The sequence below is a fragment of the Pandoraea sp. CB10b_02 genome, assembly GCF_002216225.1.
Taxonomy (GTDB): Bacteria; Pseudomonadota; Gammaproteobacteria; order Burkholderiales; family Burkholderiaceae; genus Pandoraea; species Pandoraea nosoerga.
Map to the genome: position 1 here is coordinate 307082 of NZ_NJGW02000001.1, position 22109 is coordinate 329190.

The following is a 22109-nucleotide window of genomic DNA, read 5'->3' on the forward strand; positions in this document are numbered from 1 at the left end:
CGGCGCGCAAGCCCGCGGTTCCCGCGGGCCGGCGCCTGCCGATCATATGTGCCCCATCAACACCAGCAACACGACGATCAGCACGACCAGCCCGATGCCGCCGGACGGGTAGTAACCCCACCCCCGGCTGTAGGGCCAGGCCGGAATCGCGCCAATCAGCAACAGAATCAGAACGATCAACAAGATGGTGCCAAGCATGACTTTCCTCCCTTGTCGCCTTGCCGATGCGGCGAGGCATGGCGCCGACGCAGTTGCGCCGCCCTCCCGAGTGCCGCGCGCCGGTCGCGCGCGACGTATTTACCCGGCGGCTTGACGGGCGGCTCTTCCACCGGCGGGTCCAACGGCCTGTCGGGCGGCGGTGCCGGGGGCGGTTCGTCCTCCTCGGGCGGCGACTTCGGCGGCGGCGTTCCAGGCGGCTTGCCCGGCTCGAACGGCTCCGGCAGATGCCCGCTCAGCCCATGGAATGGCGTCAGCCGGCAAATTTCGGTTTGGCTCGGCATGAGCAACGTCCCGCCCGGCTCAATGCCAGTAGGGGTCGACGGTGTAATAGGTATGCACCTGCTCGGCCCACTGCAGGTCGGCCATGCTCGGCCAGTGATCCTTGTCGAAGCCCGGCGCCTTCTTGAGGGCTTCCTTGTCGATGTCGAGAATGAAGCGCTTGTGCTCCACGTCGAGCTGCAAGGCATGCCACGGAATGGCGAAGAGCTTGTCGCCCATGCCGAGAAAGCCGCCGAACGACAGCACGGCGTAAGCGACGGTGCCGCGCTGCACATCGAGCATGATGTGCTTGACCTTGCCGAGACTCTCGCCGGCGGGGTTTACGACGTCCTCCGCGTCGAGCGAGTCGGCTGCCATGATCGACGGCCCGGGGCCGTCAGGCAATTTGTGGCTCGCGCCAACGATACGGGCACCCGACTGCGATGAGGCGCCCCGCTGGGTATGCATGGTCATGGTTCCTCCTTCGTCCGGTCATGTCGCGGCGCGCAGCGCGCGCCCGCGACGGATGGCACGAATGCGGTTACTTGCCCGACACCTTGATGTCGTCCTTCACGTCGACAACGCCGTCGACGCCCTTGACCGTATCCACGACGAGGGTCTTCTGCGCCGACTGCGGCACCGAGCCCGTCAGGTGCACCACGCCGTTGCGCGTGGTGACGTGGACCTTGGTGGACGGCACGTCCTTCTTGGCGAGCAGCTCGGCCTTGATCTTGGCGGTGAGCGCCGAGTCATCGATCTTGCGACCGGTATCGCTCATGGCACCGCTCGCACCGGCGTTGTCGGCGATCTTGATGATGCCGCCCTGGTCCAGCGCATGCGCCGAAATGCCGGCGGTGGCGAGCGCACCCGCCATGACGAGTTTGAGCAGATTGGCTTGTTTCATTGATGACCTCCCGAAAATGTCGTCACATCGTTGGCAGTGTCTGCCGTGGGCGTCACCTTCAGCACATCCTGTGCGGCGCCCCTGCGACGAACGAGTCCTAGGTGATACATCCCCTCGCCCGGAGATGCCCGGCCTTGCCTGTCCGCCAGGTCCGGCCCGCGACGTGAATGCAGCACGCCCCGCGCTCCGGCCCCGCCGGATATTCGTTGACGCGCCCGATTGGCGTCAGATCTTGTGCCCTTCCTGGCTTTCGCCCGGGCGACTCATCGGTTTCTCGCGGCGCTCGTGCAACCGGTTGTCGACGCCCGTCACACCGGGAACCTTGGCGACAACGCTCTCCACGACATGCTGCATCGATCGCTCGGGCACGGAGCCGGTAAGCAGCACCAGTCCGCTGTGGACAGACACGTCGACCCTTGCGACGTCGAGATCGCGCGCATCGAGCAGCGCCTTGCGAACCGCGTCGCGCAACACCGTATCGTCTCCCGACGCACCGTGCGAGCTCGCCCGCACCGATGCATGCGCCGTATGCTGCGGTTGGCCGCGCACGCCGGTCTTCGCGGACCGACGTTCGTCGTCCTTGACCGCCCCGGGCCCGGCTTCGGCCGTCGGGAGCGCTGCCTGCGCGCCGACAGTGCCTTGCGGCCACTCCACGCGCCGCGATTGCGCCGGACTCGGCGGCGAAGACACATGGCCCGCCGCATTACGGCCCGTCCCTGCATAGTCGTCGTGGGGCCCATAGCCGCTTTGCCGTCCGAACCGCGGGTGTTCGCCCGGGGACGCATTCCCCGGGCCGTAGCCGCTTTCTTCACCGTGGGCAATCTCCGGCGCATAACCATGGCTGCCGCGAGCCCCCTGATGGCCTGCCTCACTTCCCGTCCGGGTGTCGCTCGGCGCAGCGGACGACTCCCCGGACGACGCCTTCGTCGTGTTTTCGTTTTGCTGCGCGCCTCGCTTCGGGTTGGAGGCCCCCAACCATGCCGGGTCGCTCTGCCTGGCGGCCTGCGCCGTCTGCGCGTTGCGCATCGCGGACTGCCTGGTTTCGTGCGACGCCGCCGAATTCGTGCCGCCCGGCCCGTTCAGTGCGTCGGCTCCCTGCGCGCCGCCACCAACCGTCTCGGCATCGCCATCTTCATGCGTGAGTACGTGTTCCTCGTTCTGTCGGCCTTCGTCGGCCCCTTTCTTCGCTTCCTTGTTCACCCCTTCGTTCGCCGCACCGGCCGGCGATGGGGAATTGCGCTTCGCCATGACAAACTCCTTGGCTGCCGCCGACGCCACGGTTTCCGGCACTCGGCTTGTTGAAATCGATTGTAGATAGACGGGTTCGCCGGGCGAATCGGCGGAATCTGAAAGACGTGTAGGCGCATGCTGGCAAGTCGCGAAGGGGCGACGGAGGACGAGAGGTCGACCGGGGAAATCTCTTTTCAGTCGGGAGGTTACGGCACGGAATGAAGGTGATTTGCGAGCACGCCGAACACCGACCGCGGCACAAGAACGCAGGGCCGCCGGCTGGCCGGTGGGACGTGTCCTACAGCCCGACGCTCGCCGATCTCGCTTACTGATCTCGCTTACCGATCTCGCTTACCAATCTCGATGTGATCGAACAACTTGCGGAAGTATTCGATATCCACGGCCAGCGAGGCCACGCCGCCAAATGTGCCGTCGGGCCCGGCGGTGCGCCGGCTCAGGCCATGAAGTCCGCCGCCATGTCGGCGTCGGTGCGTGCCTCCAGCCTGCCGTCACGGCATGCCTTGCGAAAGACGTCGTAGTCGCGCTCGACCTGATCGGCGTAGCCGGTCGCGTAGTGGATCAGCGCCTCGCCGAGCCGCACGCCCTTGCCGACGTAACCGACCATTTCGGCCGCGCAGCCGCCCGCCTTCGCGTGCGCACGCGCGAGCACCCAGCCGCACAGTCCGGCGTATTCGCGGAATCCGTCGGCGCGAAAGAGCTCGAATTGCGCGGAGATCTTCATGTCACGCAGCTGACGCCCGTAAATGCAACGCCCGAACGGACCGCTGGCCCAGCCAAGAAACGCGTCGGAAGCCGCCTGCATGAGGCGCTGGCCCTCCACGACACGTCGTCCGTCATGCTTGGGTGTCGTGCTGCGGAAATAGCGCGAGATCACCGACTTCGACGCTTCCTTGAACTGAAGAAAGAGAGGCTGGCCGTGCGCGTCCATCATGAGCAGCACCAGGCAGCGCGTGCCGACGCTGCCCACGCCCACCACCTTGAAGGCCAGATCTTCCTGCGTGTAGCTCGCCAGCATGCGCGCCCGGTCCACCGGCAGCGAGCCCACATAGCTCCTGTAGACGGGGGCGAACAGGGTGCGCCAATCACCCAGCCCCAGCCAGTCGTCCTCGGGGCCAAACAGCGTCGTGGCGCCGTGTACATGAAAGACGGTGGGCGGCGTGTCGCGGATCTGCCAGTGGTCTCCGACTTGCTGGGCGAACTTGGGCAGCACGTTCTCGTGCGTGCGCCCGGCCGCGCGGGCGATACCCCGTTTCACGCCATCGCGCACCCGGTCCGTGCCGGCGAGCTCCAGCATGCGCTCAAAGGTGATCTGCTCGTGCCAGAGCGCGATCGTCGGCATATGGGCGTACTCGTCCAGACGCCGCGCATAGCTGTCGACTGCCGCGCACACCATCTCCACGCCGAGACCGTCGCCGAAGCCGAATTGTCGAGCGGCGAGCACCAGGCTCGCGCAAAGTCGCTTCAGGTCCCATTCCCAGGGGCCGGGGGCCGTCTCGTCAAAATCGTTCAGATCGAAGATCAGCGTGCGCTCGGGCGTGGCGAAGCCGCCGAAATTGGCCAGATGGCAGTCGCCGCAGATCTGCATTGTGAGCCCGGTGTGCGGGGTGCCGGCGAGATCGTGCGCCTGAACGATGGCGCTGCCGCGAAAGAAAGCGAATGGCGACGCCAGCATGCGGCCGTAGCGCAGCGGCACGAGCGCGGCAACGCGCCCTTCGCTGCTCGTGCGCAGCAGCTCCACGATGTCGCGCTCGAGATTGCCGAGGTGAGCGTGATCGCCGCGCGGCACCTTCTGGCGCAACTGGCGTCCCGCCCCCACGCGAGCCTCGAACGGAACGACCGGAGGGACAGGCGCGGCGATCGCATCGGTGAGTGCTTCGCTGCCCGGGGCACGGGCAGACGACTTGGCGGACGACAACTTGAGAGACATGGCCGGCTCCTTATGTCTGGGACGACGTCTGCACGCTCGCCTGCGCCGGAGCGGGATACCAGTGCTCCGGCCGGATCGTGAGCGGCGAATCGGGCTGTTCTTCGAAATGCGGCGACATGATCTGTACGCCGTAGCGGTTGAAAACGTCCTGAATGTTCTCGTGCAGCGACGAAATCGCGGCAAAACGCGTGGCCGGATCGCGCAGCGTGGCGAACAGCTCATACTCCACGTAGAAGTCGGAGAGCGCCCGTTGCAACACGTATGGCGCCGGCGCCGACGCAACCTGCGGCGTACTCGCGGCAGCCTCGATGAGCATCGCATGCACTTGCCGCCATGGGGTGTCGTAACCGATGGTGAGCGTCGTACTGATCGCCACACCGAGGTGTCGTCCCTGCGTCGTGAAGTTGCGCACCGTCGAGGCCACGACCACCGCATTGGGGATCGTCAGCTCCTCTTTCGCCTGATTCAGAAGCTTGACCGAGAGGGCGTCGACGGAGATCACCACGCCCGTCGCATCGCCGATGGACACGAGATCGCCTTTCTTGAGCGAGCGGCTGTAGATCACGACCATGCCGCTCATCAACTGATTGACGATGCCGCTCGAGCCGAGCGTGACCATCAGACCGAACAGCACCGACAGCCCCTTGAAGACATCGCTCTGCGCGCCCGGCATGTACGGGTAGGCGAACGTGATCGCAAGGCCCCAGATCACGACCGACACCAGACGACGCGTGGCGCCCGCGGTCTCCGGATGCATGCCGGGGATGCTCAGACGGCCGCTCTGCACCGCGTCGAACACGTTGTTCACGAGGCTTTGCAATGCGCGGGTGAGCAAGAAGATGACGATCACGGTCATGACGCCGGGGACCGCCGCGGCCACACCCAGCCCGAAGCGGTCCACCAACGTCCAGAGGAAGTCGGACAGCCGCGTGGCCAGCGGCTCACTGACCGGGAATTGCATCAACGCGAAGATCAGGTACAGATAGGCGAACGCCAATGCCAGACATACCGCGCCGATCTGCACGATCTGGTGCACGAGCTGCATGGCCGAGCCGGTCCAGTCATAGGTGCGTGCGGTGCGTTGGAGAACGTGCTTTTCGAAAGCCGTCTGCAGGCGAGTCTCCAGCCGGCTTCGCATGCGCCCCACACCGATCACGAGCAGCGCCAGTACGCCCGCGCCCAGCGCGCTGAGCGCAATCCCCCGAAGGATTGTCGGCCAATGAAGCTGGGCGCGGCGCGCCGCGAACGCCGCCTGAAGGCGCTGACGGACGGCCTCGCCGGTCTCCTCGAGGGTGCGCGGGTCGCCCGGTGCCAGGTCGTCTGAGGTCAACGCGAAGAGCAGTCGGTCCTGCACCCGAAACGCAACGCCCGAAACGCCTCCCACGGAGACGTGCAGCGCGTCCACCGGTGCGCCGAATGCGCTGGCCGGCAGGCCGCCGAGCGCCGCCCGGGCTCGTGCGGCCCGCACCTGAGGCGTCGCGCCGGCCAGAACCCCACGAAACGTGACGATCGGGCGATCCATGAAGCGAAGCGCGACGCCATCCGGTCCTTCGGCCGCCGATGCACTCAGGTTAGGTGGCTGCTGCCCCGGGAGCGCCTCGCTTCCGTCTGTCGCAGCTACCGGCACGGCCGCCTCCGGCACAACCGAATCCGCCGGAAAACCGGGCGCAGCCATCCATCCACACACCACCACCAGCACTTGCAACAGCCTCATGCGAACGCGCATATCACGGCTCCTGCGGGCAAGTTGTTCATCAAGATTGAACGCGGCGCAAGGAAATCCCGCGGAAATCGGGCAAAATCGAGGGCTGCCAGATACCGCCATATAGGCTCCCGCCGCCCGTCTGTCGCGAGCGCGAAAGCGCAGCGCGCCGTGGATCACCGGGTTCCCCCGGAGCACCGTGCGGGTGCGTTGCGCACGCGACGCCGCCTGATTCGTCCCTGGCCGGGGACGCCGACGGAGGGCGGATATGAACGGATTATTCACTATGGCATGGGCAGTGTCGAGCGTCGGCGAGGCATGCACGGACATTGGCCGGTCCAATGCGCTCGCCCGGCCGGCAAGCCCAGCCCCCTTGTCGGAAAAATTCCGACACCACGCTCAACTATTGGCTGCCCATGCCGATAACCAGTTAAGCGGCACTTTTCGGTCGGTTTTCATATGTCCAGTACGTACAGTGGTTGGCTCGTCGCGTTATCGCTTGCGGTAGCGGTACTGGCGTCGTTTACGGCGCTGGACCTCTCGGGTCGCATCTATCTCCTGATTCACCGCGGCATGCGCCACGCCTGGCTCGCCGTGGGCGCCGCCGCCATGGGAATCGGCATCTGGTCGATGCACTTCATCGGCATGATGGCCCTCTCGCTCTCCCCGTCCGGGACGCCGCTCGACAACGCCTTGGCCGTGCCGCTCGGCTACGACCCGACCCTCACGGCCGCCTCGCTCGCCATCGCCATGGGGATTTCGTGGGGCGCGCTGTGGCTCGTCGCGAGCGAACGCTTCACCCGATGGCGCCTCGCCATCGCAGGCGTCACGCTGGGCATCGGCATTGCCGCCATGCACTACACCGGCATGGCGGCCATGAAAATGAACCCGGCCATCGAATACGATCCGCGCCTGTTCGCGGCGTCGGTGGCCATTGCGATTGTCGCGGCCACCGCCGCTCTGTGGATCGCCCGAACGCTGCGCGACGGCAGCCTGCGCTACGTCCTGGCCAAGCGCGTGGGCGCCGCGCTCGTCATGGGCCTGGCAATCACGACCATGCACTACACGGGCATGGCCGCCGCCAACTTCGCACCGGGCGCCATCTGCGGCGCGGCCGCCGGCGTCAGCTCGCCGTGGCTCGTAAGCACGGTCAGTCTGTTCACGTTCCTTATCCTGATCACCACGCTGCTCGTCTCGCGCCTCGATGCGCGCACCAGCTTCCTCGCCAACTCGGTCCTGCAGCTCAACACACAGATCGCCCGCATGGCGACGTATGACGCGCTTACCGATCTGCCCAATCGCCGGGCGCTTCACGACGCCGCGGCTCGCATGTTGATCAACTCCCGTCGCGACCAGCGTCGCTTTGCCGTGCTGTTCATGGATCTGGACGGCTTCAAGACGATCAACGATTCGCTGGGCCACAACGTGGGCGACGACGTGCTGCGCGCCTTCGCAAAGCGCCTGCGCAAGAACGTGAACGGCGACGACGTGGTCGCACGCCTGGGCGGCGACGAATTCGTCGTGCTGCTCGGGGCGCTGTCCTCGCCCCAGGTCGCCGGTCGCGTGGCGCAGCGTCTGCTCGACGACATGCGCGACGGCTTGCGCGTGGGCGACCAGTCGCTGCACGTCATGCCCAGCATCGGGGTGGCGGTGTTCCCGGACGATGGCGAGAGCATCGACGTGCTGCTCAAGCACGCCGACACCGCAATGTACGAAGCCAAGCGCGCCGGGCGCGGCACGTTCCGCTACTTCGAGCCGCGCATGAACGCCGCCGCGCAGCGCACCTGGGAGATTCAGCAGGCGCTGCACGACGCCGAGCAGGCGCAATACTTCTCGCTGCACTTTCAGCCGAAATATCGCGGCGACACGGAAGCGCTGGCCGGCGCCGAAGCGCTGCTGCGCCTCACGCATCCGACCTTCGGCGAGCTCCAGCCAGTCGACTTCATCCCGGTGGCCGAGCGTACCGGGCAAATCGTGCAAATCGGTTACTGGGTGGTGCGCGAGACCTGCCAGCACATCAAGACATGGGATGCCGCAGGGCTTCCGCCCGTAAAGGTCGCGATCAACCTCTCGCCGCGCCAGCTGGCGCAGTCGTCGCTGGTGGAGAACATCGTGACGATCGTCAACGAGGCCGGCGTCGCCTGCGACCGACTCATGTTCGAGATCACCGAGACGGTGGCGATGTTCGACGCGCAACACACCATCGACGTGATTCGCGCGTTCCAGGACCACGGTTTCGAAGTGGCGATCGACGACTTCGGCACCGGCTACTCCAGCCTCGCCTACCTGCAGCGCTTTCGTGTGAAGCAGTTGAAGATGGACCGGTTCTTTACCAATGGCCTCGACACTTGCGGCCAGGAGGGCAGTGCCGTGGTGTCGGCCATCATCGCGCTGGCCCACTCGCTCGACATGGATGTCGTGGCCGAAGGCGTCGAGACGGCCTCACAGCGTGAGGCGCTCAAGACGCTCGATTGCGACGAACTGCAGGGTTTCCTGCTCGGCAAACCGCTCACCGGCGACGCCTTCGCCCGGCTGCTCGCCTCACTGCCAGGCGTGCCGGGCGCCGCCGCCGCGCTGGCGTAATGGTGCGGCAGGCCGGCCAAAACCGACTGAAACCTGCCGACACCTGCCGAAACGGCATTTAGCGCCCCGCACCTCCCGGCGCTTGGGCGACACGTCCGCCATCGGTGCCATCGGTGCCATCGGTGCCATCGAAGCTGCCGGGCGCCTGTCCCGTCGCAAATGCCGCGGCCTGCGCCAAACGTTTGCGCATCGCTTCGCTCGCGGCGGGCCCGGCCGACGGGATATGGCGCTTCGGGTCCAGCCGCACGCCCGTCACGGCGTCGACGACCACCGGCTCGACAGCCTGGCCGGTCTCGCGATCCACCAGTTGCGCCGACACCCCCTCCGGCGCGAAATGCCGGTTGCCCCACGCCAGCAACGCCCACAACACTGGGCGGAAATCGCGCCCCGCGTCGGTCAGCACGTATTCGAAGCGCGGCGGCCGGTCGCAATACTGGCGACGCTCGAGCAGCCCTTCCTCCACCAGCGCATTCAGACGTCGCGTGAGCATGTTGGGCGCAATGTCGAGACGGCGCTGGAAGTCGTCGAAGCGCGTCGTGCCATAGCCGGCTTCGCGCAAAATCAGAATGCTCCACCACTCGCCCACTCGCTCGAGGCTGCGCGCGATGGGGCACTGCATGTCGCGAAACGTTTTTCGTTGCATCAGGAATTCCTCCGCTCCAGAGCAGGCGGCGGGGCCGCCCCACCCTTGCTATTACCATGCAAGTGAGCATAAGCGCGTCGCCGAGGACAGGCAAGCCCATGTCGGTCGCCGTCGCACCGCATCCCGAGCAGGCGAATTGAATGCGACCCTCCCCTCAACAAAATCAATCACTTAAAAATCATTCCTGACACAATGCATTTAAAGTGAATTCTGCTGCCAACGGCTCAATGGGCGTCCGCGCCGGGGGCCTTGGGCGGTGCAACCCGATGCATGAGCGGCACCATCAGCGTCACACACACGAAGATTGCCCCCAGCCCACCATAGATGTCGCCAAAGGTGATCGTCTGCGCCTCGCGCAATGTCAACAGCCACAGTTGGCGAAGCGCCGCCGTGTGCGCGTCGGCGACATCGAGCCCGGCGGCATTCATGCGCGCGCCTACGGCCGCCAGCCATGCGCCGAGCGCGGCACTGCCCTCGCCCATGCGCTCGGCAAGACGGAAAAAGTGCAGATTGGTGCGGTCATTGAGCACGGTCGTGCATACGGCGATCCCGATCGCTCCGCCCAGGTTTCGCATCAGATTGAAGAGTCCCGAGGCAAGACGCAGCCGCGCCGGCGGCAAGCCGCCCAGCGTCAGCGTAACGATCGGGGCGACCGCGAACTGCTGCGCCGCTCCGCGCAACGCCTGCGGCAGCAGAAGCTGCGCCGCTCCCCAGTCGTGCGTCATCGGCGCGAACTGCCACATCGACAGGGCGAACGCGCCAATGCCGGCCATCATCAACACCCGCAGATCGACGCGATTCGCGAGCATGGCGTACACCGGAATCGACAGTAGCTGGAAGATGCCGGTCGAGAACACGGCGAGGCCGATCTCGAAAGCCGAGAAGCCCCGCACGCGCCCGAGAAACAGCGGCGTGAGGTAGATCGTCGCGAAAATCCCGATCCCGGTGGCAAACGAGAAGAAGCAGCCGAGAGCGAAGTTGCGGTCCTTCAGCGCCCGCAGGTCGACCACCGGCCGGGAGTAAGCGAGGTTGCGCCACACGAACGCGATGCCGCACAGGCCGGCGAGCCACGCCGTCGTGCGGATGGTATCGTCGCCGAACCAGTCCCAGCGCGGTCCCTCTTCCAGCGTGTATTCAAGGCAACCAAGGCAGACGGCCATCAGCGCCATGCCGAGATAGTCGGCCCCGCGCAGCAGCGACCAGTCAGGACGGTCGATGCGCACGAGCAGCGGCACGGTGACCGTCACGAAGATGCCGGGCACGAGATTCACGAAGAAGAGCCAGTGCCATGAGTAGTTGTCCGTGATCCAGCCGCCGATGGTCGGCCCGAGCGTTGGCGCCAGCGAAGACAACCCGCCGACCACGGCTGCCGCCAGCACCCGTTGCGGCCCGGTGAAGAACGCAAAGGCCGTGGTGAACACCAGCGGGATCATCGAACCGCCGAGGAACCCTTGCAGCGCGCGAAACGCAATCATGCTCTGGATATTCCACGCGGCGCCGCACAGCAGGCTCGCGACCGTGAAGCCCGCGGCCGACGCGGCAAAGATCCAGCGCGTCGACATCACGCGCGAGAGCCAGCCCGACAGAGGAATCACGATGATTTCGGCAATCAGGTAGCTCGTCTGCACCCACGCCGTTTCGTCGGCACCGGCGGACAACCCGCCGCCAATGTCCCGAAGCGACGCGGACACGATCTGGATGTCGAGCAGCGCGATGAACATGCCGACGACCATGGTGGCAAAGGCGACGACCTTCGCCTGCGTCGACATGGCGCCGGCCGAGAAGCCGTCGCGCGGCGCGGATGGGCCCACCGAATGCGAATCGTTGGCCGGCGGGTTCGGTTGACCCGGCAACTCCGGGGGCAGGGTCGCGGGCGCGCTCGCCGCCGTCGCAGCGCCCACGGCGCCCGATGATGAAGCGCTCATCGCGCGGCCACCCTGGCAGGCGCAGACGCAGTCGGCGCGGCCGGTACGACCGGTTTGGCCGGTTTGGCCGGTTTGGCCGGTGGGGCCGATTCGTCACGGCCGCCTGCACGCGAATCCACTTCCGCGGTGACCGACAGACCCGGGCGCAGCGTGCCGAGCCGTGCGTCGGCATCGTCGAGTTGCACCCGCACGGGCACGCGCTGGACGATCTTCGTGAAATTGCCGGTGGCGTTTTCGGGCGGCAGCACACTGAACTGCGCCCCGGTCGCCGGGGCGAGGCTCGCCACGCGGCCGTGGAACACCCGTCCGGGCAACACGTCCGCCTCGATCCTTACCGGCATGCCGGGACGCAAACGCGCGAGCTGCCCTTCCTTGAAGTTCGCATCGACCCAGAGGCCGTGCGCCGGCACGACGGATAGCAGTTGCGTGCCCGCGGGCGCGTAGGCGCCCACCCTCGCCCGGCGGTTGCCGACAGTGCCGTCGACCGGCGCTCGCAACACCGTGTCTTCAAGATTAAGCCGGGCAATGTCGCGCTCGGCCACTGCCTGGGCCAGGGCCGCCTGTGCCTGCCGCTTCTGTGCGGCGATCACGTCGAGCTGACGCTGCGCCGCCACCGCGCCGGCTTCGGCCCGGTCGCGATAGGCCACGACCTGCTTGTAATCGGCGTCCGCCTTCTGCGCGCTTTGCACCGATACGGCGGACTTGGCAACGAGATCCTGATAGCGCACCTGATCGTCGTGCGCCCGACGTGCGTCGGCCGCCACCGCCGCCACGCTCGCGCGCGCCTGCGCGATCACCGCCGTCTGCAGCCTCGCGGTCGCGTCGAGATTGGCGAGCAACGCCTGCTGCGCCGCGACGGCACCCTCCGCCTTGGCGAGCGCTGCGCGGTAATCGCGATCGTCGAGCCGCACCAGTACGTCACCCGCCTTCACCGACTGGTTGTCGGTGACGAGCACCTGGGCGATGTAGCCCGGCACTTTTGGCGCCAGCATCGTCACGTCACCGCCCACATAGGCGTCGTCGGTCGATTCGAGATACCGCGCCGTGGTCCACCAGTAGACGCCGTAGCCAAGGACGGCCAGCGCGGCCACGACCGCAACGCCGCGCAGCGCGACGCGACGCGACATGGCGCGCCTGGCGGCAGTGCCGCCCGCCGGGGCGACGCCGGGGGTGGAGGAGCTTGGAGATGTCATGAGATCAATCCTTCTTCAGGGGAGGGGGTAATGCGTCGCAAGAGGGGTTGCTTTCACAATGGAAGTGAGTATAGAGTTGTAACTATTATGTTGCAAGTTACTTGATTCAATTACTTAATTCACTGCCATGCAAATTACGCACTCGACATCTGCCACCCCCCGCCCACCTCTTGTGCGCCGCGCATGGCTGGCGTTGGCCGCGGCGACACTGACCGGATGCGCGGTCGGCCCGGATTACACGCCACCGAAGGCAGAGTTGCCGGAGCATTTCGCCAACGGCGCGCGACTGGCACAGCGCGATATGGCCCCGGCGGCACGTCGCCCCGGGCAGCAGGACCCGCAGCCCCCTGCCGCGCTCGACGCGTGGTGGATACGTTTTCAGGACCCCGTGCTCACCAGCATCGTCGAACAGGCGTTGGCCCAGAATCTCGATCTGCAAGCCGCCATGGCACGGGTCGCACAGGCGCGGGCACAGGCGCGCGCCGCGGGCGCGCAGCCGCTGCCCTCACTCGCGCTCGGCGGCAGCGTGACGCGCGAGCATCAGTCATTGGAAAGCCCGCTGGGTTCGGTAGCGCGCACGGTGCCGGGCTATCAGCGCAACTTCACGAACTACGACATCGGCGCAGGCGCGAGTTGGGAACTGGACCTGTTCGGTGGGCTCGCGCGCACCGCGCAAGCAGCGGCGGCGACGGCACAGGCGGCCGAAGCGCAGCGTGACGGGGTGCGGGTGAGCGTCGTGGCCGAGGCTGCGGATGCCTATTTCCGGGTGCGGGCGGCACAGCGGCGCCTTGCCATCGCGCAGGACCAAATCGAGACCGATACGCGACTCATGGAAATCGTGCGGCTGCGACTCAAGGACGGCCTGGCCACCGCACGCGAACTCGCACAATCGGAAGCCCTTCTGGCGCAAGCCCGCACGACGTTGCCACCATTGCGCATCGAGCGCGAGACCCAGCTCAACCGGCTCGATGTCCTGATGGGCGCCGCACCGGGCACCTATGCGAGACGCATGAGCGAAGGCACGCAGCGCGACGACACGCTAGGCCGCGCCATCATCGTCCCCGCGATCGCGGACGCGGGCGCGCCCGTCGATCTGTTGCGCCGCCGCCCTGACGTGGTGGCCGCCGAGCGCCGGCTCGCCGCGTCGAACGCACGCATTGGCGCGTCGCTGGCCGAGTACTACCCGAAGCTTTCGCTCTCGGGGGCCCTGGGATTCGAGACGCTGGCCGGCGGGCGCGTGCCCAGCGCAGCAACATTCCAGCCGCTCGCCACATTGGGGCTGCGTTGGCGACTTTTCGATTTCGGCCGGATCGACGCCGAGCTCGCGCAGGCGCGAGGCGCCAATGCCGAGGCGCTCGCACAATACCGGCTGGCGATGCTACGTGCGACGGAAGACGTGGAAAACGCGATCGTGGCGCTCGTCGAGCTGGAGCAGCAGCGCAAGGATCTGATGAATGCCGTGCAGGCGCAGACGCGGGCGCGAGACAGCGCGCAGGAGGCTTACACCGGCGGCGCGGTAAGCCTTTATGAAGTGCTCGACGCGGACCGTCAGTTGCTGGCGGTGCGCGACGCCGATGCGCGTGCGCAAGCCGACAACGCTCGCGCGGCGGTGGCCACGTTCCGGGCCTTGGGCGGTGGCTGGGAAGTCTCGACGCAGGCGCTGGCGCAATCGCGATGAATCGCGCCTCGGAGCGCGTTCGCACCGAAGGCCCCGCCGTCGACGTGCGAATTCGGTGCTTTGGCCCGGGCGCCATATCGAGTCCGGGGCCCAGGCGGGGTCGCGAAAGCCGCCGGGGCGCCACGCCGCTCCCGGCACACAACCTTCCGGGGGGTCATATCCGCCGCGCTTTCCGAAGGATCGAGGCCGCACCGGGAGCGGCGCTGCCGACGCGGCGCTTGCGACTGACCGCCATGTTGCGGCCGGCCGCCGCTGCCGCAGGCGACGCGAGCATCGACTGATACGTCGCGGCCAGCGCCTCCTGCGCGCTCACCTGCTCCCGCAGTCGCGCGATGACGGCATCCTGCAACGCTTTGGCCGAGCGCATCTCGTGTTGCGCTTCGGTCATGGCAGCCAACCCGGCCTGCGTCTCCTGCAATTCCCGTTGCAACTGCCTTCGCTCTTGCTGGAGCGATTTGACGGATTCGCGCGCCGCGTCCAGTTCCAGCATCCAGCGACGTTCGCTGGCGTCGGCGCGTTCGACCAGCTTTGCTCGCTCGGCGTCCCATTGCGCGCGGTGTTTCGCATGCGCCTCCTGCGCGGCCTGTGCCGCATCGCGGGCGGCGGCGAGCGCCTGGCGCGACGCCACGGCGTCCGCCTGCGCGTCGATCAGCAGCGCCTGCGCCCGACGCGCCTGGGCTTGCGCCTCGTCGCGCGCCTGCCGCGCATCTGCCGCCGCCGTCTCGGCAGACGTCACCCGTTCGTGCAACACCGCCCGCGCCTGTTCCAACGCTTCGCGCTGCGCCGCGAGCTCAGCGCCTCGCGCATCAAGCTCGGCCCGTTGTGCGGCCGCCTGCGCTTCCAGGGCCTTGTGCCCCTCGTGCAGCGCCAACGTCCAGAGATCGAGCGCGGCCCGAGCCACCGGCTCCGGCATCGCCGCGCCATCGGGAAGCGTCGCGCCCCCACGCCCCGCGCACCCCATGCCCTGCAGTCGGGCGCCCAGGCCCGCAAACCAGGCATCGAGATAGGGACTGACGGTATTGGGCGAGCCGCGCCCCAATTGCTGACGGATCCGCTCGATGGTCGGACGCTGCCCGGCCATCAGCAGCGCATCGGCCGCCGTCCAGACGTCCTGCTCCGTGATGCCTCGGCCGCCCTGTCGCGACGACGACATCTGCGGATTCGAACTCGACGAAGGAAGCTGAGCCATGAACGAAAACTCCTTGATAGCGGGGTCGTTGCCAAATAACCCACGATAATGGAAGATTATCGCAAGCTATCTTGTAATACGTTATATTTTTTACATTTTACATATGAAATCATATGTTCGGTAAGCAAAATACGCCGAATGCGCTCTCGCGGGGATATCGGGCGCGAGATGCCTCGTCTCCAAGCGTCACGCAGTCGCGCCCGCCCCGGCTTCTCGACCCGGCATCGCTCGATGCCGACGCCCGGGCCGCGGCGCAAGCACTCGTGCGCGAAGGCGAGTCGGTCAATACGCAGCAGAGCTATCGATCCGCCATGCGGTATTGGATGGGCTGGTATCGTCTGCGATATGGTCAGACGCTCGTCACGCCGCTATCGCCGGCGGCCATCGTGCAATTCGTCGTCGACCACGCGCAGCGTCAGGGCAAAGGTCACGGCAAAGGTCAGGGGCAAGACGAGCTGACGACCGAAATGCCGGCCGAGCTCGATGCCGAACTCGTCGCACAAGGGCTTAAAGCGCGCCCCGGACCGCCCTCGCTGGCAACGCTGCTGCACCGGCTGAGTGTCATCGGCAAGCTGCATACGTCGCGAGGTCTGCCCAATCCCTGTGCGGAGCCCGCCGTCCGCGAGCTGCTCGCGAAGACGCGCCGCGCGTATGCCAGACGCGGTGTCCGAACGGCCCGGAAGGACGCCATCACGCGCGAGCCGCTGCGCGCCATGCTTGCCACCTGCGACAACTCGCTGCGGGGCAAGCGCGACCGCGCATTGCTACTGTTCGCCTGGGCCAGCGGCGGGCGCCGTCGCTCGGAAGTCGTGCGCGCGACATGCGAGAACGTGCGGCGCACGGGGCCGGATCGCTACGTCTACACGCTGGCCTGGTCGAAAACGAACCAGCAAGGCGCAGACCTGCCGGAAAACGAGAAACCGGTGACCGGCGCCGCGGGCGTCGCGCTCACCGACTGGCTCACGTCTGCCGGTATCACGCAGGGCGCCATCTTCCGCCGCGTGCGGCGTGGCGGGCATGTGGGCGAAGCGTTGACCGAAGCGGCGGTGCGCGACATCGTTCGCGAGCGCTGCGCGCTTGCCGGGCTCGAAGGCAACTTCTCGGCGCACTCGCTGCGGGCGGGCTTCGTGACGGAAGCGGCACGGCAGCAGGTGCCACTGGCCGAAACCATGGCGATGACGGGCCACACGAGCGTGGCCACGGTCATCGGCTACTTCCGGCGTGCCGACATGCAGCGCTCGCGCGCGGCCGACCTGATGGGAGAGGACGTCGGCTGCGGCGCGCACGCAGAGGCCGACGCCACTCACGGCGGCAGCCCCACTCGCACGGGATAACGCACGGGATAGCGCACGGGCCGACAAACCTATGACGGGACGCACGACGGCAGAACGCCGGAACGACTCCCCGCCCTCGAGGGAACAACAGGACCGAGACCGCGCCTGAGCCGGGTGACGCCGATCGCTGGCCTGCATAAAGGTGCATATTGGTGGTATCTTTTGGTGCGTTGCGCACGTATGCCATAGTGAACATACTGCGTGCTGTGACTGCTGCGGTTCCCCCCGTTCCCGAACACACCAAGGTGCAGATCGTCATGTCCAATTCCCATGCCGCCCAATCGCGCAATCGCGCCCTCATCGAGCGTTTCGGCTTGCTCGCCCCGATCATTCAGGCCCCGATGGCCGGCACGTCGACGCCCGCGCTGGCCGCTGCCGTCTCCAACGCCGGCGGTCTCGGCTCGATCGGTGTGGCGGCCATGGGCGCCGAAGCCGCGCGCAAGGCCATCCGGGACACGCGCGCGCTGACCAGCAAGCCGTTCAACGTCAATGTGTTCTGCCACGCGCCGGCCAGGCTCGACGCGGCGCGCGACGCCGCATGGCTTGCCTACCTCGCACCGGAATTCGCGCGCTTCGACGCCACGCCGCCGGCAACGCTCAGCGAGATCTACAAAAGCTTCGTGGTCGACGAGGCAATGTTCGCGGTGCTTCTGGAGGAGCGTCCGGCCGTGGTGAGCTTCCATTTCGGGCTGCCGTCGCAGGAGAAGATCGACGCCCTGCACGCGGCCGGCATCACGCTCTTTGCCACGGCGACCAATCTCGCCGAAGCCAGGGCCGTCGAAGCGGCCGGGGTCGACGCCATCGTTGCACAAGGCTACGAGGCCGGCGGTCACCGCGGCCGCTTCGAAGATCTTGGCGATGGCGTGCCGAGCGACGACGAACAGCTCGGCACGCTCGCGCTCGTGCGGTTGATCGTCACGCACACGTCGGTACCGGTGATCGCGGCGGGCGGCATCATGGACGGTGCCGGTATCGCAGCCGCGCTCGCGCTTGGCGCGCAGGCGGCACAACTCGGCACGGCGTTCGTGGCCTGTCCCGAATCGTCGGCAGACGCCGCCTACCGCGAGCGCATGACGGGCGCGCAGCCGCCGCGCACCGCCCTCATTCGCGCGATTTCGGGACGTCCCGCCCGCGGCTTCGTGAATCGCCTCTACGAACTGGAACAGGCGGCCGGTCGCCCCGCACTGCCCGCCTATCCCGTGACTTACGATGCGGGCAAGGCGCTCAACGCCGCGGCCAAGGCCAAGGGCAACGGCGACTACGGCGCGCAATGGGCCGGACAGGCCGCGCCGCTTGCCCGCGCCATGCCGGCGGCCGAGCTCGTCGGCGTGCTACGCACCGAGCTGCGCGAAGCGTTCGGCGCGCTGCGCGAACTTGCCGCCACGTTCTGACCGGCCGGACGACGGGCCGCAGCGCGGTGCGAGGGGACAAGGCTCGACGCGCGCACATCCCTTGCCCCGGAAGCACGACGGGCAGCCATGAGGCTGCCCGTCGTCATCGGCGGGCCGCTCGCGCGCCCGTGACATCTCAGTGACCGCCGCCGCCCAGATACGCCGCGCGCACGGCATCGTCGTTGCGCAGGCGCTCGGCCGGGCCGTGCACGGAAATGCGCCCGTTCTCTAGCACATAGCCGTAGTCCGCAACGCCAAGCGCTGCCGCGGCGAACTGCTCGACGAGCAGCATCGTCACGCCCTCCGCCTTGAGATTGCCGATGATGCGGAACACTTCGTCGACGAGAATCGGTGCGAGCCCCATCGACGGCTCGTCGAGCAGCACGATGTCCGGGCGCAGCATGACCGCGCGCGCCATGGCGAGCATCTGCTGTTCGCCGCCGGAGAGCGTGCCCGCCAGTTGATTGCGGCGCTCCTTGAGCCGCGGAAACAGGTCCATCGCGCGCTCGAGGTCCGCCGCCACGTCGCCGCGGGGACGGCTGCCCGTCAGGCGAGCAAAGGCCCCCAGCCGAAGATTGTCCGTCACCGACATCGTCGCGAACACACGCCGGCCTTCGGGTGAATGCGCCAGCCCGAGCTTGGCGATGCGATGCGAATCGAGCCCGTCGATGCGCTTGTCGCCCAGCGTGATTTCGCCCGACGTCGGCTTGATCATCCCCGACACCGCGCGCATGGTGGTGGTCTTGCCCGCCCCGTTCGAGCCGATGAGCGTGACGACCTGACCGCTCGGCACATCGATGTCGATGCCGTGCAGCACCTGCACCTTGCCGTAGCCGGCCTGCAGATTACGAATGGAAAGCATAGTGGTTCCGTTTGTTCGTCGTTGCCGCGCGAGGCAGCGCGAGGCGAGCCGTCGCGCGTGTCGTCAGTGCGCGGTCGATGCGCCACCCAGATACGCTTCGATCACCTTCGGATCGGCCTGAATCTGCGCCGGCAGCCCTTCGGCGATCTTCTGCCCGAAGTCGAGCACGGACACCGTCTGGCACGTGCTCATCACCACGTCCATGTGGTGCTCGATCAGAATGACCGTGATGCCATGGTCGCGGATCTTGCGGATGATCGCGAGCAGCTCCCGTATATCGGGCGCCGTAAGACCGGCGGCCGGCTCGTCGAGCAGCAACAGGCGCGGATCGAGCGCCAGCGCGCGGGCGATTTCGAGCAGACGCTGCTTGCCGTAGGGCAGATTGCGCGCCTCCTCGTCGGCAAGCGCCGTCAGCCCCACGAACTCCAGCAGTCGCATGGCGCGCGCGCGAGCGCCGTCCTCCTCACGCTTGTAGCGCGGCAGCCGCAGCGAGACGTCGACCAGCGTCGAATCGAAGGTGTGATGCAAGCCCACGAGCACGTTCTCGAGCGCCGTCATTTCGCCAAAGAGCTGCACGTTCTGGAACGTGCGCGCCACGCCCGATAGCGCAATGTCCGACGACGTGCGCCCGGCCAGCGACTGTCCGGCGAACTCGATGCTGCCCGCCGTCGGCACGTAGATGCCCGTGAGCACGTTCATCATCGTGCTCTTGCCGGAGCCGTTCGGGCCGATCAGCCCGTGGATCGTGCCGCGCCTGACGGTGAGGTCCACCTGGTTGAGCGCCTTCAGGCCATCGAACTGCATCAGCAACTGGCGCACCTTGAGCAGTTCTTCCGGCCCGCTCGCCGCTGCGGCGAGCACCGGATCGGCGCCGCCGGCGCTCGCTTCGTCGACCTGGGTCGCCGACACGGTCACCGTGCGGCGGCGATGCAGGATGCGTGAGCGCAGAAAGCCGATAATGCCGTCGGGCAGGTAATACACGACGAAGAGGATCATCAGGCCGAAGATCGTCAGGCGCCAGTCCGTGATGCTCTCGCGCCACCACGTGACGCCGGCCAGAGCAATCGTGCCGACGATCGGCACGGCTGCCTTGGCGAGCGTTGTGCGCGCCTTGGCGATTGCCGCAACGGCGACGACCGCCGTCACCGCCGCGATCACCGTCGCGACAATGCGAAAGACGCCGATGTCGTCGAGCAGCTGCGGCAGCAGCACGATGATGGCCGCGCCCAGCAGCGAGCCGCTGCGCGTCTTGCGCCCGCCCATGATGACCGCGAGCAGGAACAGGATCGTGAGCTCGAAGTTGTACGTATTGGGCGAGATGTACTGCTCCGAGTAGGCGTAGAGGCTGCCCGCCAGGCCGGCAAACCCGGCGCTGATCACGAACGCATACACCTTGTAGCGGTACACCGACACGCCCATGCAGTCGGAGGCGACCGGCGAATCGCGCAGCGCTTCGAATGCGCGCCCGAGGTGCGACTTCAGGATACGGTGCGCCACGAGCATGCTCAGCAGCAGCAACACGGCGACGAGCCAGTAGTACTCGACTTCATCGATCGGATGCCCGCCGATGAGCGGCTTCGTCAGCTTGATGCCCAGCGGCCCGGCCGTGAGGAAGTCCATTTCGTTGATGAGGATCTGGATGATGGTGCCGAACGCCAGCGTCACCATGGCCAGATAGGGGCCGATCACGCGCAGCGCCGGCAAGGCGAGCACCGCGCCGAACGCCGCCGTGATCAGAATGGCGGCGGGCAGCGCCAGCCACAGCGTGAGACCCAGTTTGGCGAAGAATACGCCCGCCACGTAGGCGCCGATGCCGAACAGGCCCGCGTGGCCCAACGACACCTGCCCGGTGTAGCCCACGACGATATCCAGCCCGAAAAGCAGGATCGCGTAGATCATGATCGTCTCGATCATGTGGATGTAGTACGGATTGCCGACGGCCAGCGGGAAGCCGAACAGCGCCACGATCGCGAGGATCGCGGCGAGTTTCGTGCCCACACGCAGGCCGCCGAGATCGCGGTCCGCGCGAGCGGTGGAGGTCTGTGCGGTCATGGTTACACCTTCTTGATGGCGGTCTTGCCGAACAGGCCCGCCGGCTTCACGGCCAGCACAAGCAGCAGCAGCACGAGACCCGGCACGTCCTTGTACCCGGTCGAGAGATAGAACGCAGTGGTGGTTTCGGCCACGCCGAGAATCACGCCGCCGACGAGCACGCCCATGCCGCTCGAGAGCCCGCCGATGATTGCCACGGCAAATGCCTTCAAGCCGAGCACCGCGCCCATCGTGGCGCCCGTGAGGGTGAGCGGCGCCACGAGCACGCCGGCGAACGCGGCGGCCATCGACGAGAGCGCATACGAGAACGTAATCACCAGGCTGGTGTTGATGCCCATCAGGCCGGCGGCGTCGCGGTCGTTGGCGGTCGCCACGACGGCCTTGCCGTATATCGAACGCCGGTTGAAGAACTCGACGGCGGCCATCATGAGCAGTGCGCCGGCGACCACGAGCAACTCCATCGGCAGCACGTTGGCGCCGACGAGCTTGACCGGCGCTTCGGGAAGCGGTGACGGAAACTTCAGATCGTCGCGGCCCCACACGTTCTCCGCGACGTTGCGAAAGATGATGCCCAGCGCAATGGTGGACATGATCCAGCCGAACTCGGACTTGATTCTCAGCGCCGGTTTGACGCCGATGCGCTCGACCAGCGCGCCTTGCACCAGCCCGAACAGGCAGACGATGGGAACCATCAGCCAGTAGTTCAGACCGAGGGTGTCGACCAGTGTGAGGCCGACCAGCGCGCCGAGCATGAGCGCTTCGCCCTGGCCGAAGTTCAGGGTGCCGGACGTCGCGAAAGTCAGTTGGTAACCGAAGGCGATCACGGCGTAGATCATCCCCAGCGCGATACCGCTGTAGATGAGTTGAATCAGGATGGTCATGCGTTCCTCTCTCGCGAGTGCGAGCCTACGAGCGATGCACGGGAGGCATTCGGGACGCTCGCCTTGCGCCGGTCCCGCGTGCCGGCGCAAGGCGTCGGGTATCGATACGGCGCGTGC

The 22109-nt window shown here is 67.0% G+C and carries 17 protein-coding genes; 4 read left to right on the forward strand and 13 right to left on the reverse strand.

Going from position 1 to position 22109, the window contains the following annotated elements:
* Window positions 1-42 precede the first annotated feature (42 nt).
* The 6 genes from CDN36_RS01265 to CDN36_RS01290 all read right to left on the reverse strand — a co-directional run bounded on the left by CDN36_RS01265 (window position 43) and on the right by CDN36_RS01290 (window position 6273).
* A complete protein-coding gene (locus tag CDN36_RS01265) occupies window positions 43-198 on the reverse strand; it encodes a DUF3309 family protein (RefSeq protein WP_072637024.1) in 156 nt (51 codons plus the stop codon).
* Window positions 199-519: 321 nt separating this feature from the next.
* Window positions 520-945: a PRC-barrel domain-containing protein gene (locus CDN36_RS01270; RefSeq protein ID WP_241014144.1), complete on the reverse strand. Its 426-nt coding sequence runs from the start codon at window positions 943-945 to the stop codon at window positions 520-522.
* 73 nt (window positions 946-1018) lie between these two features.
* On the reverse strand, window positions 1019-1381 hold the full coding sequence (locus CDN36_RS01275; protein ID WP_287495804.1) for a BON domain-containing protein: 363 nt from the start codon (window positions 1379-1381) through the stop codon (window positions 1019-1021).
* A 225-nt stretch (window positions 1382-1606) separates the two neighbouring features.
* Window positions 1607-2629, reverse strand: a complete 1023-nt coding sequence (locus CDN36_RS01280) for a BON domain-containing protein (RefSeq protein WP_287495805.1) — start codon at window positions 2627-2629, stop codon at window positions 1607-1609.
* A gap of 436 nt (window positions 2630-3065) precedes the next feature.
* On the reverse strand, window positions 3066-4559 hold the full coding sequence (locus tag CDN36_RS01285) for a DUF2252 domain-containing protein (RefSeq protein ID WP_287495806.1): 1494 nt from the start codon (window positions 4557-4559) through the stop codon (window positions 3066-3068).
* A gap of 10 nt (window positions 4560-4569) precedes the next feature.
* Entirely contained in the window at window positions 4570-6273 is a 1704-nt protein-coding gene (locus CDN36_RS01290; RefSeq protein WP_287495807.1) for a mechanosensitive ion channel family protein, read from the reverse strand.
* A 447-nt stretch (window positions 6274-6720) separates the two neighbouring features.
* Here CDN36_RS01290 and CDN36_RS01295 point away from each other — a divergent pair, with 447 nt between their 5' ends.
* Window positions 6721-8844: a putative bifunctional diguanylate cyclase/phosphodiesterase gene (locus CDN36_RS01295; RefSeq protein WP_287495808.1), complete on the forward strand. Its 2124-nt coding sequence runs from the start codon at window positions 6721-6723 to the stop codon at window positions 8842-8844.
* Between the two features lie 58 nt (window positions 8845-8902).
* Here the strand turns inward: CDN36_RS01295 and CDN36_RS01300 are convergent, their stop codons facing one another.
* From CDN36_RS01300 to CDN36_RS01310, 3 genes are all read right to left on the reverse strand, one after another.
* Window positions 8903-9487 (reverse strand): winged helix-turn-helix transcriptional regulator, encoded by a 585-nt coding sequence (locus tag CDN36_RS01300; RefSeq protein WP_287495809.1) that lies wholly within the window; start codon window positions 9485-9487, stop codon window positions 8903-8905.
* 224 nt (window positions 9488-9711) lie between these two features.
* The gene (locus tag CDN36_RS01305; protein ID WP_287495857.1) at window positions 9712-11256 is read right to left on the reverse strand and encodes a DHA2 family efflux MFS transporter permease subunit; all 1545 of its coding nucleotides are present in this window, start codon (window positions 11254-11256) and stop codon (window positions 9712-9714) included.
* Window positions 11257-11408: 152 nt separating this feature from the next.
* Window positions 11409-12539 carry an HlyD family secretion protein gene (locus tag CDN36_RS01310; protein ID WP_287495858.1) on the reverse strand — a complete coding sequence of 377 codons (1131 nt, stop codon included), beginning with the start codon at window positions 12537-12539 and terminating at the stop codon, window positions 11409-11411.
* Between the two features lie 193 nt (window positions 12540-12732).
* On the opposite strand from CDN36_RS01310, the gene CDN36_RS01315 reads away from it, so the two are divergent.
* Complete coding sequence (locus CDN36_RS01315) at window positions 12733-14283, forward strand: efflux transporter outer membrane subunit (protein ID WP_287495810.1); 1551 nt, start codon at window positions 12733-12735, stop codon at window positions 14281-14283.
* 154 nt (window positions 14284-14437) lie between these two features.
* Here CDN36_RS01315 and CDN36_RS01320 read toward each other — a convergent pair whose 3' ends face one another.
* On the reverse strand, window positions 14438-15472 hold the full coding sequence (locus tag CDN36_RS01320; RefSeq protein WP_287495811.1) for a DNA-binding protein: 1035 nt from the start codon (window positions 15470-15472) through the stop codon (window positions 14438-14440).
* Window positions 15473-15585: 113 nt separating this feature from the next.
* On the opposite strand from CDN36_RS01320, the gene CDN36_RS01325 reads away from it, so the two are divergent.
* Both CDN36_RS01325 and CDN36_RS01330 read left to right on the forward strand, forming a co-directional pair.
* Window positions 15586-16806 carry a site-specific integrase gene (locus tag CDN36_RS01325; RefSeq protein WP_287495812.1) on the forward strand — a complete coding sequence of 407 codons (1221 nt, stop codon included), beginning with the start codon at window positions 15586-15588 and terminating at the stop codon, window positions 16804-16806.
* A 257-nt stretch (window positions 16807-17063) separates the two neighbouring features.
* Window positions 17064-18197, forward strand: a complete 1134-nt coding sequence (locus CDN36_RS01330; RefSeq protein ID WP_287495813.1) for an NAD(P)H-dependent flavin oxidoreductase — start codon at window positions 17064-17066, stop codon at window positions 18195-18197.
* Between the two features lie 136 nt (window positions 18198-18333).
* Here the strand turns inward: CDN36_RS01330 and CDN36_RS01335 are convergent, their stop codons facing one another.
* From CDN36_RS01335 to CDN36_RS01345, 3 genes are all read right to left on the reverse strand, one after another.
* Complete coding sequence (locus CDN36_RS01335) at window positions 18334-19059, reverse strand: ABC transporter ATP-binding protein (RefSeq protein WP_150554475.1); 726 nt, start codon at window positions 19057-19059, stop codon at window positions 18334-18336.
* Between the two features lie 63 nt (window positions 19060-19122).
* Window positions 19123-21111 (reverse strand): branched-chain amino acid ABC transporter ATP-binding protein/permease, encoded by a 1989-nt coding sequence (locus CDN36_RS01340; RefSeq protein WP_241014135.1) that lies wholly within the window; start codon window positions 21109-21111, stop codon window positions 19123-19125.
* A 2-nt stretch (window positions 21112-21113) separates the two neighbouring features.
* Window positions 21114-21992, reverse strand: a complete 879-nt coding sequence (locus CDN36_RS01345; RefSeq protein WP_150554476.1) for a branched-chain amino acid ABC transporter permease — start codon at window positions 21990-21992, stop codon at window positions 21114-21116.
* Window positions 21993-22109: the final 117 nt, after the last annotated feature.

What these genes read in the sequence shown, in the direction of transcription:
- CDN36_RS01265 (WP_072637024.1), bottom strand. Translation starts at nt 198, where the DNA reads ATGCTTGGCACCATCTTGTTGATCGTTCTGATTCTGTTGCTGATTGGC.
- CDN36_RS01270 (WP_241014144.1), bottom strand. Translation starts at nt 945, where the DNA reads ATGCATACCCAGCGGGGCGCCTCATCGCAGTCGGGTGCCCGTATCGTT.
- CDN36_RS01275 (WP_287495804.1), bottom strand. Translation starts at nt 1,381, where the DNA reads ATGAAACAAGCCAATCTGCTCAAACTCGTCATGGCGGGTGCGCTCGCC.
- CDN36_RS01280 (WP_287495805.1), bottom strand. Translation starts at nt 2,629, where the DNA reads ATGGCGAAGCGCAATTCCCCATCGCCGGCCGGTGCGGCGAACGAAGGG.
- CDN36_RS01285 (WP_287495806.1), bottom strand. Translation starts at nt 4,559, where the DNA reads ATGTCTCTCAAGTTGTCGTCCGCCAAGTCGTCTGCCCGTGCCCCGGGC.
- CDN36_RS01290 (WP_287495807.1), bottom strand. Translation starts at nt 6,273, where the DNA reads ATGAGGCTGTTGCAAGTGCTGGTGGTGGTGTGTGGATGGATGGCTGCG.
- CDN36_RS01295 (WP_287495808.1), top strand. Translation starts at nt 6,721, where the DNA reads ATGTCCAGTACGTACAGTGGTTGGCTCGTCGCGTTATCGCTTGCGGTA.
- CDN36_RS01300 (WP_287495809.1), bottom strand. Translation starts at nt 9,487, where the DNA reads ATGCAACGAAAAACGTTTCGCGACATGCAGTGCCCCATCGCGCGCAGC.
- CDN36_RS01305 (WP_287495857.1), bottom strand. Translation starts at nt 11,256, where the DNA reads ATGTCGACGCAGGCGAAGGTCGTCGCCTTTGCCACCATGGTCGTCGGC.
- CDN36_RS01310 (WP_287495858.1), bottom strand. Translation starts at nt 12,539, where the DNA reads ATGTCGCGTCGCGTCGCGCTGCGCGGCGTTGCGGTCGTGGCCGCGCTG.
- CDN36_RS01315 (WP_287495810.1), top strand. Translation starts at nt 12,733, where the DNA reads ATGCAAATTACGCACTCGACATCTGCCACCCCCCGCCCACCTCTTGTG.
- CDN36_RS01320 (WP_287495811.1), bottom strand. Translation starts at nt 15,472, where the DNA reads ATGGCTCAGCTTCCTTCGTCGAGTTCGAATCCGCAGATGTCGTCGTCG.
- CDN36_RS01325 (WP_287495812.1), top strand. Translation starts at nt 15,586, where the DNA reads ATGTTCGGTAAGCAAAATACGCCGAATGCGCTCTCGCGGGGATATCGG.
- CDN36_RS01330 (WP_287495813.1), top strand. Translation starts at nt 17,064, where the DNA reads ATGTCCAATTCCCATGCCGCCCAATCGCGCAATCGCGCCCTCATCGAG.
- CDN36_RS01335 (WP_150554475.1), bottom strand. Translation starts at nt 19,059, where the DNA reads ATGCTTTCCATTCGTAATCTGCAGGCCGGCTACGGCAAGGTGCAGGTG.
- CDN36_RS01340 (WP_241014135.1), bottom strand. Translation starts at nt 21,111, where the DNA reads ATGACCGCACAGACCTCCACCGCTCGCGCGGACCGCGATCTCGGCGGC.
- CDN36_RS01345 (WP_150554476.1), bottom strand. Translation starts at nt 21,992, where the DNA reads ATGACCATCCTGATTCAACTCATCTACAGCGGTATCGCGCTGGGGATG.